Below are 11,981 nucleotides of genomic sequence, written 5' to 3'. Positions count from 1 at the left end.
GGCGGCAAGCACGGCTCGTCGGTGCAGGTCACCGTGGAACAGAAGGGAACCCTGGCATGACCACCACCAACCGCGGCGTCAACCGGGTCCTGCTGCTCCTGATCGGCCTGATCGCCATCATCGTCGGTGTCACCATCGGCGCCGGGGTCCTGCAACCCGTCCGCGACGCCCTCCAGCCGTACCTGACGCTGCCGCAACAGGTCACCGTGCCCGACCAGGCACTGTGGATCATCGCCGCGGTCTGCGCGGTGGTCATCGTCCTCGCCGTGATCGTGGTGTTCACTCGCGGTGGCGGCGGCACCAGCGTCGCGGTCCGGGAACGCTCCGGCGAGGACCAGGTCACCGTGAACGTCGCCCTCGTGCGAGACGTCATCGACCACGAACTCACCGGCGTCCACGACATCGTCGCCGCGAAGGTCGACACGTACCTGGTCAAGAAGACCCGCGCCGCACGCATCCGGGTCCACGTCCGCCGCGGCGGCGACGCGGTCACCGTCCTCGACGCCGTCGACCACGCCCTGACCACCCTCGACCAGACCCTCGGCCGACAGATCCCGGTCCTGGTCCACCTCACCGGCGGCACCCGCACCGCACTGGCACGCACCACCCGCGTCCAGTAACAGCACCACCAGCACCACGCAGCACCACCCACAGGCCGGGGGACGCCCGACGTCCCCCGGCCGTTCCGTGCCCGGAACCGGCCGTCCACACAGCCGCAGCCGAACCCGGGAGGCGACCCGAGCCTCCCGTCCGCAGACCCAGGAGGAGACCCCACATGGCACGCAACCACGGAGCCGTCAGCGCATCGACCTCGGAACAGCGTCGCGAGGACGCTGCCGAGTGGAGCCCGCTGGCCCGCTACCTGTCCGAGTTCTTCGGCACCTTCCTGCTCGTGCTCGGCGGCGTCGGTACGGCACTCTTCGCCGCGAACTTCCCGAGCGACACCGACAACCAGTCCGGCGTCGGCTTCCTCGGCGTCGCACTGGCCTTCGGTCTGACGCTCGTCGCCGGCATCGCCGCCGTCGGGCACATCTCCGGCGGCCACTTCAACCCGGCCGTCACCCTCGGCCTCCTCGCCGCCGGGCGCACGGACCTGCGGCACGTGGCCGGCTACATCGTGTCGCAGGTCCTCGGCGGCCTCGCCGCGACCAGCATCATCGCGATCGTGCTCTCCGGGAAGGCCGGCGCCTTCCGGGCCGCGCACGACGCGGGCTTCGCCTCGAACGGCTTCGGCAGTGCCAGCCCGGGCGGGTACGGCCTCGGCGCCGTCTTCCTGACCGAGGCGGTCCTCACCGGGGTCTTCCTCGCGGTGATCCTCTCGATCACCGCCAAGCAGGAGTACCAGGCCCTCGCCCCGATCGGCATCGGCCTCACCCTGACCCTCATCCACCTGGTGAGCATCCCGGTGAGCAACACCTCCGTGAACCCCGCACGATCCGTCGCTGCCGCGGTCTACGGTGGGGCCACGCCGCTCGCCCAGCTCTGGGTCTTCATCGTCGCGCCGGTCCTCGGTGCGGTCGTCGCCGGCCTGATCGTCCGCGTCGGCGGTCGCCGCCGCATCACCGGCTGACCCCACGAGGTCACCCACCGAGAGAAGGAGAACAGCATGCGCAACCGCATCATCGTCATCGGGCTCATCGCCCTGGTCGGCATCTGGATCGGGTCCCGGTCGAACCGGCCCGTCGTGAAGAAGACGAGCACGGCCGAGACCATCCGCAAGGCCTGGAACGACCCGCACGCGCGGAAGCAGCGCGCGAAGCTCCGCAAGAAGATCGAGAAGGCCGCCTCGCACTGACGGGGTGACCACGGACGGGAGGCGCGGTGCCAGCTGGCACCGCGCCTCCCGTCCGTTGCTTCACCTGGGCCGACGGCCGAGCAACACTGCGGCGAGCAGCGCGGCCACTCCGAGCAGCACCAACGGCAGGGCCGTGACGGTGAGCCACGTCGCGGTCGGTTGATCCGCAGGGCTCACGAACGCGCCGACGAGCGCCAGCGTCGTTCCTGCACCCGAGAGGAGTGCAGCGATGCACAGCAAGCTGGTCCTCAGGCGATCTCCGGACACGGTCTTCTCCTGCCGTTGGTCATTGGTTGTTGCACCAGACCACGGATCCCGGCGGGATGTTGTGGATGACGGTGCCTCGCCCGCGAGACGAGCATGCGGTCAGCACGCCGCCGGCGACTGCGAGACCGGCAGCGATGATGCCTGCCGCAGCTCCTCCGAGACCGGTCGCGGCGGTGATGATCCCGATGGCGGTCGCGACTCCCGCAGAAGCTCCGAGCACGCCGAGCAGTCTCGTGGTGTTGCAAGAGTTGAGGTAGACGTTCAGCTGGATCCCGGTGTGGTCCCACCGATTCTTCCCGGCGCAGGCGCGCACGACGGCGGTCGACCGTTCCACCTCGTCAACGAGCTGGCGGTCGACCGCAGCGTGCCGACTGGCGAGACCGACCAGCGACCGTCCGGTCGCGAACGCATCGACTGCCTCGGTGGACACGCCGATTGCGCGCGCACGATCTCCATCGAAGACGCCGTCGCTGCCGATCGCACTCGACAAGGCGGCCCCGAGGGAAGCAGCCGAAGGGTCGGATGGTGCAGCGTGGGCCGGTGACACCGACGCGACCGAGGCGACGAGCGCGACCATGAGCGTCGCGACGCCGAGGCGCTTCCATCGTGCACAAGTGGTGATGATCGATCTGGCCATGACTTCCCCGTTCGTACCGCCGTCTGCGGTCCGACCACTGTCCATCCTGAGCCGGTCGATGTCCAACATCAAATTGTGAATATCAATTGACCAGCGTGCAACTAGTCAGCTTGCTGGGCGAGGGCGGATCAGTCCGCGCCCGTGAGCGCGGCCGCGTAGGCGCGCACCGATCGGTTGTAGCGGGGGAGTGTCGGCTCGACGGCCTCGATCGCCACCCGGAGCGCCTCGTCCACCTGCCCCGCGCTGTGCAGCGCGAGCGCGAGGAAGACGCGAGGGGCCGCTCCGGTCGCGGGGTGCGCTGGGGCGTCGCGGAGCATCGCGATCGCATCGTCGATCCGGCCGAGGTTCCGGAGGGTCGACGCGTGCTGCACGACCAGCCGCGCGGCACGGTCGGGGTCGACGGTGCCGAGCCCCGCCTCGGTCGCCGCGGCGTACTGCTCGTGCGCGGCGGCCTCCTGCCCGCCGGAGTCGTGTGCGCCACCGAGCTCGAACGAGCCGAGCGCGGGATGGGGTGCGACCGCCGCGAGCTCGCGCATCCGGTCGATCCGGGCAGCGTCGTCCACGGTGTCGTCCGCCCACAGCGCCGCGACGCGTGCTTCCCAGTCGGGGTCGGAGGGTCGTGGCTGCGGGGTCGTGGTTTCGCTCACACGGTCACGCTAGCGGCACCGCTGCGACGCGCGACCATCCGGTGGACGTGCCCCTGCGCGCATCCGGGGCACCGGGATGCGAAGATGCATCGTTGCCCACCGACAGGACGACGAGGAACCCATGGGACACGACGACGCCGCGCCGCTCCTCGACGGGCGCTACCGACTCGAGCAGGAGATCGGACGTGGCGGCATGTCCGTCGTGTACCGCGCCACCGACGAGGTGCTGCACCGTCCCGTCGCCGTGAAGCTCTTCCACCCGGGGTCCGTCGACCTGGCACGGCAGGAGGCAGAGCTCGGCGTCCTCGCTGCGCTCGAGCACCACGGGCTGGTCGGGTTGCTCGACGCGGGTGTGGTCGACGTCGTCGGCAGTGGTCCGCGACGCTTCCTCGTCATGTCGCTCGTCGTCGGACAGGACCTGGAGGCGCGGCTCGAGGTCGGACCGCTCTCCGCGAAGCACATCGCCGAGATCGGCTACGACATGGCCGAGGCGCTCGAGTACATCCACCCGCACGGCGTCGTGCACCGCGACATCAAGCCGTCCAACATCCTGCTCGTGGACTACGGCACCGGCTCCGACCGGGCCCGGGCACGGCTGACCGACTTCGGGATCGCCCTGGCCGCGGGGGTCGAACGGCTCACCGCTGACGGTGTCACGACGGGCACGGCTGCCTACCTCAGCCCGGAGCAGGCCCGGGGTGCGGACGTCGGTCCCGCGAGCGACGTGTACTCGCTCGGTCTCGTGCTGCTCCAGTGCTTCACGCGACGCCGCGAGTTCCCGGGGTCGCTCGTCGAGTCCGCCATCGCCCGGCTGTCGCGCGACCCGGTCGTGCCGGAGCCGCTGCCGGAGCACTGGAAGCACCTGCTCCGCGCGATGACGGCGCAGGACCCGACGGAGCGGCCCCTCGGTGCGCAGCTCGTCACGATGCTGCGCGACGTCGTCATCACCGAGAGTGCTGCAGCCGACCCCGCGGCCACCGGTGCCCGGTCCGATGCCGCCCCCGCTGCGACCGCGACCGCCGACGCAGGCCCCGCCGAGCCGACCCCAGCCGCCCCGGCGGACGCCCGCCCTGCCACGCTCGACTCGCTGCCCGAGGAGTCGCTGCAGCGCACCGTGGCGATGGCCGCACGGCTCTTCGACGCTCCGATCGCCCTGGTCGACGTGCTCGACGAGGACCGTGAGTGGTCGCAGTCGTGGATCGCCGAGGGGGTCGACGAGGCAGCGCGCAGCATCAGCTTCCGCAGCGGCTTCGCGCCGGTACCCGTCCCCGTGGTGATCCCGGACGGGTCCGTGCACCCGGAGATGCGGCAGAGTCCGCTCGTCACCGGGCCGCTCGGCATCCGGTTCTACGTGAGCGTGCCCCTGCTGCGGCACGACGGCACCGCGGTGGGGACCCTCGCCGTGCTCGACGTCCGTCCGCGTGAGGCGTCCGAGGGCGACCTGGCGAACCTGCGCGACCTCGCCGCGCTGGCCACCACGCAGCTGGAGCTCCGCCAGGAGTCCCTGCGCACGACGAGCGACGCACTGCCGCTCGACGGCGCGCGCTGACCCGCGTCAGGCGCCGGGTCGGCCGTCCGACCAGGTCATCGCCCGGTCCGCCTGCTCGGCCGTGATCCGGGTCACCGCACCGCAGTTGGTGCACTCGTTGCGGTGCGAGCGCGACAGCGGGACGAGCGGGACGAAGAACAGGCTGAGCTTCGTCGTGCGGCGCACCACCCGCTGCGCCGCCAGGACGCCGCACACCCCGCAGACGAAGCGGACCACGGTGAGCAGGGTGTCGGAGCCGCGGGTGCCGAAGATCAGGAACACACCGCGAGGCTACGCGGACGGCGCAGACGGATCGTCAGCCGTCGGAGGCCGTCACGCGGAAGGACCGCACGAGCGGCTCGTCCGGCTGGACGACGACGGGGGAGCGCCAGGCGAGCGCCGAACCGACCGCGGGGTACTCCGCGACCCGGACGAACCACGGATCGCGGTGGTCCAGCGCCTCGACGAGCACGTGCGCCCGTCCGTCGGCGAAGGAACCGGTCCAGGCCACCCACGGTGCGACGGAACCGTGCACGCGGTGCTCGCCCGCGCCGTCGGGGGTGCGGACCACGACGTCCGTGCAGGCGGCGAACCGCAGGAACCAGCCGCCGTAGCCGGCACCGGCGCGACCGTGGCTGGCCGGACTGCCGAGCGCGACAGGTCGGGCACCGGGCGCGCGGAGCGTGGACGTCCACTCGAGCTGCCAGCCGTCCGGCGTCGCACGCCAGCCGAGCGTGCGGTCCTCGTGGAGCAGCAGCGCGCCGGCCGGGTCGCGCCATTCGGTGCCGAGCCGCACCCGGGCGCCGTCCGTCTCGGAGGGGCCGACGGTCGCGGTGCCGTGGTCGTCCTGCCACCGGTAGCCGGGACCGTCCACGTACGTCGGTCCACCCCAGCAGTTGACGCCGTCGAGGTCCGGGAACGCGACGCCGAGGCCGCAGTGCCAGGGGTGGTCCTCGGGGTGACGGTCGGTGAGCACCACGCCGCCGAGCGTCCGCACCGGGTGGAGGAAGGGCCGCGGCACCCAGGCCGGCGGGACGTCCGCGCCGTCGTGCAGCTCGCCCACCCGGACCCCGGCGACGTCGAGCGGTACCACGACGCCGTGCGTCACGCCCGTGCCCTCCGTGCTGTCCGTCCCCACGTCGCCGACGCTACGCGCCGACCTCCGCGGGTCGCCGCCGCACGAGCACCACGCTGTCCCCCGTCTCGTGTCGCTCGCCGTCCGGTCCGGTCGCCGATCGCGGTCGGCCCTCGGCGACCAGGACGTCCCACCCGTCGTCGAGCCGCAGCGCCGCCAGGTCCTGCTCGGGCGTCGGGAAGCGGTAGGACCGCATCTCCTCGGGCACGTCGCGGTGCGGCGGAGCGGCGTGGGCGGTGACGAGCAGGTGCCCGCCGGGAGCGACCGCCGTGGTCGCCCGGTGCAGGATCGCGTCGCGGGGGATGCCGACCGGCCACGACTGCAGGAAGGACGCCGTGACCAGGTCGAACCGCTCGTCGGGAGCCGGGCTCCAGGTCGCCAGGTCGGCGGCGACGAACCGGGTCCGTCCGGCCACCCCGGCCGACCGCGCCGCACGGTCGGCGCGGTCGACGGCGGTCTGCGACAGGTCGACACCGGTCACCGTCCAGCCCTGCTCCGCGAGCCAGACGACGTCGCCGCCCTCACCGCACCCGAGGTCGAGTGCCCGGCCGCCACCCGACGGCAGTCCGGCGACCACGTCGGCGAGCACCGCGTTCACCCGGCCCGACCAGATCCCGTCCCGTTCGGCGTACCGGGCCTCCCACCAGTCGCGCGCCGTGCCGCCCCCACCCGGAGTGCCGTCGGGGCGGGCCGGGGTGTGTGCGTCGGCGGGGGCGGAGGGATCGTCGTGCGTGCGCATCCACCCAGTCGACCGCGCACCGGAGCGCACCGCAAGGATCCTTGCCGGACCGGCAACGGCGGCCCGCCGCGATCAGGCCCGGACCGGCGACGGCAGCCTGTCGCGAGTGGCCGCCGGACGGGAGGCACACGGCCGCCCGCCACGCGCCTCCCGTCCGTCGCACACCGGACGGACGGCCGACGACGTTCCGTCCGGAGTGCGCGGCCTGGGTGTCCGGTGTCCGCGGTGCCGTCCAGCGGCGCGTACCGTCGCCGGCACGACGAGATCGTCCGGCGGCCACGCCATGCGGGGGCCGCCAGGGTGGACACCACGCCACCCCGCGACCCTGCCGGCCGGACTCCGGACGGCGCAGGACGCCAGGCGGTCGTGATGCAGGGAGCACGACATGTCGACGTACCAGACGGACGAGCGGGTCGAACCGGTCCGCGTCATCACCTACCGGCACCTCCGCCGCGCCGCGCGACGGGGTTGGGCGGTGCCCGAGGGCACCCCGGCGCCGTCGCTCGCGGACCTGGGGCGGGTCCGCGGACCCAGCCGCGGCGACCGCACGTGATCACCGCGACCGTCGACCCGCCCGCGGAGGACCGGTCGACCGAGCAGCGCCGGACCTCGGTCCGACAGGTCGTGCACAGCGGCACGGAACCCGGCGGGGCCCGCATACTCCACGAGGACGTGTACGACGCCCACGACCTGTGGTGCCGTCCCGACGGGGACGCCCCCTTCAGCTACCGGTACCGTGCCACCGAGGACGGGCGGGTGAGCCTGCGGACCTCGTCGGTCTCGGCGCACCACGGCGGTGTGCTCGACCCCGGTCGGCAGTACCTGCTCGCGTGGTCGGTCGAGGGCGGTGTCGTGCTCGACCCGGACCGCGAGGACGGCGTCACGCTCCGCCCGGGCGTCCCGGTGATGTGCCCGGCGGGTCGTCCCTTCTCGGTGGCGGCGCCGCCCGGCACCGTGCACCTGGTGCACTTCGACGCGGACTTCCTCGAGGCCGTCGCGGTCGTCGGCGGTGCGGCCGTCCCCGTGCCGCTGGCGTTCCCGGCCGCCGTGCCGTCCGCCCGCCTCGCGCCGTTGCAGCGCACGCTCCGCGAGCTCGCCGGTGCGATGCTCGACGTCGACGTGGTCGACGGAGAGCGGGCGGTGCTGGACCTGCGACTCGCCGAGGCCGTCCTCGAGGCGTTCCGCCCCGACCCCGACGGCGGTGTCCCCGACGGCTCCGTCGCCACGCTCGAGCGGGCGAAGGCGTACATGTACGCGCACTTCGCCCGCCCGCTCAGCACCGCGGAGATCGCCGCCGGCGCCGAGTCCAGCGTCCGGACGCTGCAGGAGACCTTCCAACGGCACGAGGCATCGACGCCGACCGCGTTCCTCCGGGACCTCCGGCTCGACAAGGCCCGGATTGCGCTGCAGCTCGCCGACGCACGGGAGACCTCGGTGGGAGCCGTGGCGTCCTCCTGCGGCTTCCGGCACATGGGGCGTTTCTCCGGCGCGTACTCCGCGCGCTACGGGGAGCACCCGGGGGAGACGCTGCGAGGGCAGCGACGGATGATCGCGGTCGCCGGGACCCCCGGTCGCACGCGGGGGTCCCAGCCGGGCTGAGCCCGCCCGTCTCCCTCGCCTGTCCGGATCCGCAGGTCGGTCGGGAGGCACCCGGCGCGTCCACCGCGCAGCCCCGGTCCGCCCCATGCTGCGCTGGGTAGCGTGCAGGGATGCAGCGGACGTCACCGAGCACCGGGACCGGCGGGATCGCGGTCGCCGTGCGCGGCACCGGCGCCCCGGTCCTCGTCCTGCACGGCACCCCCGGCGGGATCTCCTCCGCCGAGGCGATGGCCCGCTTCCTGCCCTCCGACCGCTTCCGCGTCGTGACCCTCGCACGACCGGGCTACGCGGGGACGACCCTCGAGCCGGACCACCCCTCGCTCGACGACGAGGCCGACCGGTACGCGGCGCTCCTCGACGGGCTCGGCATCGACCGTGTCGCCGTGCTGGCGTGGTCCGGCGGCGGCCCGGCTGCCTACCGGTTCGCGGTCCGCCACCCGGACCGGATCCGGACGCTCGTCGTCGTCGCCGGGCTGTCCGCGCGGTGGGTCCCGCCGAAGCCGTCCTTCGCCGAGTGGGTCGTCGCGTACACCCGGGTCGGTGCGGCGCTCGCCGCGTCCGCCGCGCGACTGCTGCCGTCCGTCGTCGTCCGCACCGCCGAGGCCGGCGTCAGCTCCCTGCGCGGGCGGGCACTCACCGCACACGTCGCGGACGTCCTGCACGACCGGCCCCGGCGCCGGGTCCTGCTCGACCTGTCCTCGAGCGGCAACGCGGGCGGGCGCAACCGTCCGGGGTGGGACAACGACGTGCGGGTGCTCGGAGCGGTGGACGACCTTGAGCTCGGGGCCGTCCGGGCACCGACGCTCCTGGTGCACGGCGACGCGGACACCGAGGTCCCGATGGAGCACAGTGCCCGGGCCGCTGCGACCGTGCCCGGGGCCGAGCTCCTCACGCTGCCCGGCGGCACCCACTTCGGGCTCTGGGACCACCACGACGCGGCCCGCGTGCAGGAGCGCGTCCGGAGCCACCTCGAGCGCGCCTGATCGCTGCCGCGCCTGACCGCTGCGTACCGGCTCCGCTCGCTCGGGGAGGGCTGCGCTCGACCCGGCAGGCTGAGACGAACCGCAGGAACCGGACGCTCCAGCCCTGGCGGTCACAGCTTCGTGACCAATACGTTATCTCCCTGAGCCGGTCGACCATCCGTCGCCCGATCGCGGAAGGAACCATGGGACGACACGCACTGCCCGCAGCCCACGACGGCGCACGGTCGGCAGCACCCGAGCCGACCGCACCCGGATCGTCGGGACCCGCGGAGCTGCGGCGTCCCCGCGGCCGTCGCGCCGCCCTCGGCCCCGCGGTCGCCCGTTCCTCCTTCGTGCAGCCCGCGAAGCCCGCGCGCACGGTCGCGCTCGCCGCACCGCGCCCGGTCGCGTCGACCGCCGTCGCCGGCGCCGCGGTGCTCTCACGCTCCGCAGCACTCCGCGCCGAGCGGGCTGCCGACCCGCGGCACGTCCGCCGCGCCGCGAACGCCAAGCGTGCGGCGATCCTGCTCGCACCGGCGCTCGCCGTGACGTCGACGCTGACGCTCGCGGTCCCTGCGGACGCGGCCCCGGCGACCACGACGAGCAGCTCGTCGTCCACCACCACGGCTGCGGACGACGCGCAGTCCTTCACCGTCGCCCGCGACGTCGAGGTCCCCGTCGTGCAGACGGACGGCATGACGACCACCACGACGATCGTGTCCTACCCGACGATCGTCACGAAGTACGGCGTCACCACGCAGCAGGCCGAGGCGGCCATCTCGAAGGTGCTGTCGGCGGGCGGCAAGCGCGCCACGATCGTCTCGACGGCGCTGCAGTTCATGGGGGACCCGTACGTCGAGGGCGGCGCGAGCCACTCCGGCATCGACTGCTCGGGACTGACGATGGTGGCGTACGCGGCCGTCGGCATCCCGCTCGTCCACTACGTGCCATCGCAGGACGCGGTCGCCACGACGATCCCGCAGTCCGAGGCCCTGCCGGGCGACCTCGTGGTGTTCGACAACGAGGACCACGTCGGCATCTACCTCGGCGACGGCATCGTGCTGCAGGCGCCGCACCCCGGCGACCCGGTCGACATCGTGCCGCTGTACCCGAACGCCCACCACTTCGCGCGTCTGCTGCCCGCGGGGGAGTGACGCGTCGACGGGGAGTTGCGCACCTCCCGTAAACTGGAGTGATGGCCACCGAGACCCGCACCCCGTTCGAGGAGCAGCGCTCCACGCGTCCGCAGGTGCGCCCGCGCACCGAGGGGTGGACCCAGGCGCAGGACTCCGAGGGGCGACCCCTCCTGCAGTTCGCGTCGCCGAAGCGCGGCAAGCCGCCGGTGCACCTCGCCGACATGACCGTCGAGGAGCGCATCGCGAAGGTCAAGGAACTCGGCCTGCCCGGCTTCCGCGCCAAGCAGCTGTCGACGCACTACTTCACGCACTGGTCGTCCGACCCGGCGACGATGACCGACCTGCCGGCAGCCCAGCGCGAGGAACTCGTGGCCGGGATGCTGCCGCCGCTCCTCACGGAGACCCGGCGTCTGGCGACGGACAAGGGCGACACGATCAAGTTCCTCTGGAAGCTGCACGACGGCGCCCTGGTCGAGTCGGTGCTGATGCGCTACCCCGGTCGCATCACGCTCTGCGTCTCGTCGCAGGCGGGCTGCGGCATGAACTGCCCGTTCTGCGCCACCGGCCAGGCGGGGTTGACCCGCAACATGTCGACCGCCGAGATCATCGAGCAGATCGTCCGCGCGAACGCCGCGATCGCCGCCGGCGAGCTCGGGGGTGACCCGCGCAAGGGCGGGCAGGACCGCGTCGACGCCGAGCGGGTCACGAACATCGTCTTCATGGGGATGGGCGAGCCGCTCGCCAACTACAAGCGGGTCATCGAGGCGGTGCGCACGATGATCGCCCCGCAGCCGCACGGTCTCGGGATGAGCGCGCGCGGCATCACCGTCTCCACCGTCGGCCTGGTGCCGGCGATCAAGAAGCTCGCGGACGAGGACATCCCGCTCACCTTCGCCCTGTCGCTGCACGCGCCGGACGACGAGCTCCGCGACGAGCTCATCCCGGTGAACTCGCGGTGGAAGGCCGACGAGGCGATCGACGCCGCGTACGAGTACTACGCGAAGACCGGTCGACGGGTCTCGATCGAGTACGCCCTCATCAAGGACATGAACGACCACGCCTGGCGCGCCGACCTGCTCGCCGAGAAGCTCAACGCGCGTGGCAAGGGCTGGGTGCATGTCAACCCGATCCCGCTCAACCCGACGCCCGGTTCGGTCTGGACCTCGTCGGAGCCCCACGTGCAGGACGAGTTCGTCCGCCGGCTGAACGCCGCGGGCGTCCCGACGACCCTGCGCGACACCCGCGGCAAGGAGATCGACGGCGCGTGCGGCCAGTTGGCCGCGGCGGACGAGACGGACGTCTGAGCCGACGATCGGTCGGACGGGAGGCACGGTGCGGGTCCGCACCGTGCCTCCCGTCGTTCCCGGGTCGCGTCGGCACGCGTGCGACGGTCGACCGGCACCCGTCCGACCGCGGCTCGGTACCCCTCCTCCAGCGAGTCCTCGGGGAAGTCGGGGGACGACACGCCCGGGATGTGGGTGGTGTTGGTGGTGTGGTCGGGCCGTGCGTAGAGTAATCACTCGTTGCCGCTGAGGC

15 protein-coding genes are annotated in these 11,981 nt (G+C 73.1%); 9 read left to right on the top strand and 6 right to left on the bottom strand.

Annotated features, from left to right (window positions below; all coding sequences use genetic code 11):
• The first annotated feature begins 56 nt into the window (after positions 1–56).
• The 3 genes from ACH0A8_RS16315 to ACH0A8_RS16305 all read left to right on the top strand — a co-directional run bounded on the left by ACH0A8_RS16315 (position 57) and on the right by ACH0A8_RS16305 (position 1,795).
• The gene (locus ACH0A8_RS16315; protein ID WP_400430450.1) at positions 57–620 is read left to right on the top strand and encodes a hypothetical protein; all 564 of its coding nucleotides are present in this window, start codon (positions 57–59) and stop codon (positions 618–620) included.
• 155 nt (positions 621–775) lie between these two features.
• The gene (gene aqpZ, locus ACH0A8_RS16310) at positions 776–1,570 is read left to right on the top strand and encodes an aquaporin Z (protein ID WP_081984767.1); all 795 of its coding nucleotides are present in this window, start codon (positions 776–778) and stop codon (positions 1,568–1,570) included.
• A gap of 36 nt (positions 1,571–1,606) precedes the next feature.
• On the top strand, positions 1,607–1,795 hold the full coding sequence (locus ACH0A8_RS16305; RefSeq protein ID WP_066653419.1) for a hypothetical protein: 189 nt from the start codon (positions 1,607–1,609) through the stop codon (positions 1,793–1,795).
• Between the two features lie 60 nt (positions 1,796–1,855).
• On the opposite strand, the gene ACH0A8_RS16300 is transcribed toward ACH0A8_RS16305, so the two are convergent.
• The 3 genes from ACH0A8_RS16300 to ACH0A8_RS16290 are packed head-to-tail and all read right to left on the bottom strand — an operon-like array spanning position 1,856 to position 3,346.
• Entirely contained in the window at positions 1,856–2,062 is a 207-nt protein-coding gene (locus ACH0A8_RS16300) for a hypothetical protein (RefSeq protein ID WP_066653422.1), read from the bottom strand.
• Between the two features lie 19 nt (positions 2,063–2,081).
• Positions 2,082–2,768 (bottom strand): hypothetical protein, encoded by a 687-nt coding sequence (locus ACH0A8_RS16295; RefSeq protein ID WP_406907573.1) that lies wholly within the window; start codon positions 2,766–2,768, stop codon positions 2,082–2,084.
• A 59-nt stretch (positions 2,769–2,827) separates the two neighbouring features.
• On the bottom strand, positions 2,828–3,346 hold the full coding sequence (locus ACH0A8_RS16290) for a tetratricopeptide repeat protein (RefSeq protein ID WP_406907572.1): 519 nt from the start codon (positions 3,344–3,346) through the stop codon (positions 2,828–2,830).
• Positions 3,347–3,467: 121 nt separating this feature from the next.
• Between ACH0A8_RS16290 and ACH0A8_RS16285 the strand changes: the two genes are divergently transcribed.
• On the top strand, positions 3,468–4,895 hold the full coding sequence (locus tag ACH0A8_RS16285) for a GAF domain-containing serine/threonine-protein kinase (protein ID WP_271827110.1): 1,428 nt from the start codon (positions 3,468–3,470) through the stop codon (positions 4,893–4,895).
• 6 nt (positions 4,896–4,901) lie between these two features.
• Here the strand turns inward: ACH0A8_RS16285 and ACH0A8_RS16280 are convergent, their stop codons facing one another.
• The 3 genes from ACH0A8_RS16280 to ACH0A8_RS16270 are packed head-to-tail and all read right to left on the bottom strand — an operon-like array spanning position 4,902 to position 6,748.
• On the bottom strand, positions 4,902–5,156 hold the full coding sequence (locus tag ACH0A8_RS16280; protein WP_066653429.1) for a hypothetical protein: 255 nt from the start codon (positions 5,154–5,156) through the stop codon (positions 4,902–4,904).
• A gap of 34 nt (positions 5,157–5,190) precedes the next feature.
• A complete protein-coding gene (locus ACH0A8_RS16275) occupies positions 5,191–6,012 on the bottom strand; it encodes a PmoA family protein (protein ID WP_209685984.1) in 822 nt (273 codons plus the stop codon).
• 10 nt (positions 6,013–6,022) lie between these two features.
• The gene (locus ACH0A8_RS16270) at positions 6,023–6,748 is read right to left on the bottom strand and encodes a class I SAM-dependent methyltransferase (protein ID WP_406907571.1); all 726 of its coding nucleotides are present in this window, start codon (positions 6,746–6,748) and stop codon (positions 6,023–6,025) included.
• A gap of 385 nt (positions 6,749–7,133) precedes the next feature.
• On the opposite strand from ACH0A8_RS16270, the gene ACH0A8_RS16265 reads away from it, so the two are divergent.
• From ACH0A8_RS16265 to rlmN, 5 genes are all read left to right on the top strand, one after another.
• Complete coding sequence (locus ACH0A8_RS16265; RefSeq protein ID WP_158407739.1) at positions 7,134–7,301, top strand: hypothetical protein; 168 nt, start codon at positions 7,134–7,136, stop codon at positions 7,299–7,301.
• Positions 7,298–8,347: an AraC family transcriptional regulator gene (locus ACH0A8_RS16260; protein WP_406907570.1), complete on the top strand. Its 1,050-nt coding sequence runs from the start codon at positions 7,298–7,300 to the stop codon at positions 8,345–8,347. Before ACH0A8_RS16265 ends, ACH0A8_RS16260 begins: the two co-directional genes overlap by 4 nt.
• A 110-nt stretch (positions 8,348–8,457) precedes the next feature.
• On the top strand, positions 8,458–9,330 hold the full coding sequence (locus ACH0A8_RS16255; protein ID WP_066653436.1) for an alpha/beta fold hydrolase: 873 nt from the start codon (positions 8,458–8,460) through the stop codon (positions 9,328–9,330).
• Between the two features lie 182 nt (positions 9,331–9,512).
• Positions 9,513–10,463: a C40 family peptidase gene (locus ACH0A8_RS16250; RefSeq protein WP_406907569.1), complete on the top strand. Its 951-nt coding sequence runs from the start codon at positions 9,513–9,515 to the stop codon at positions 10,461–10,463.
• 41 nt (positions 10,464–10,504) lie between these two features.
• Entirely contained in the window at positions 10,505–11,749 is a 1,245-nt protein-coding gene (gene rlmN, locus ACH0A8_RS16245; RefSeq protein ID WP_406907568.1) for a 23S rRNA (adenine(2503)-C(2))-methyltransferase RlmN, read from the top strand.
• Positions 11,750–11,981: the final 232 nt, after the last annotated feature.

It is taken from the genome of Curtobacterium sp. 179-B 9B NHS, assembly GCF_045370965.1.
Taxonomy (GTDB): domain Bacteria; phylum Actinomycetota; class Actinomycetes; order Actinomycetales; family Microbacteriaceae; genus Curtobacterium.
The sequence above is the reverse complement of the archived record's forward strand: the minus strand, read 5'-3'. Positions and strand labels throughout refer to the sequence as shown.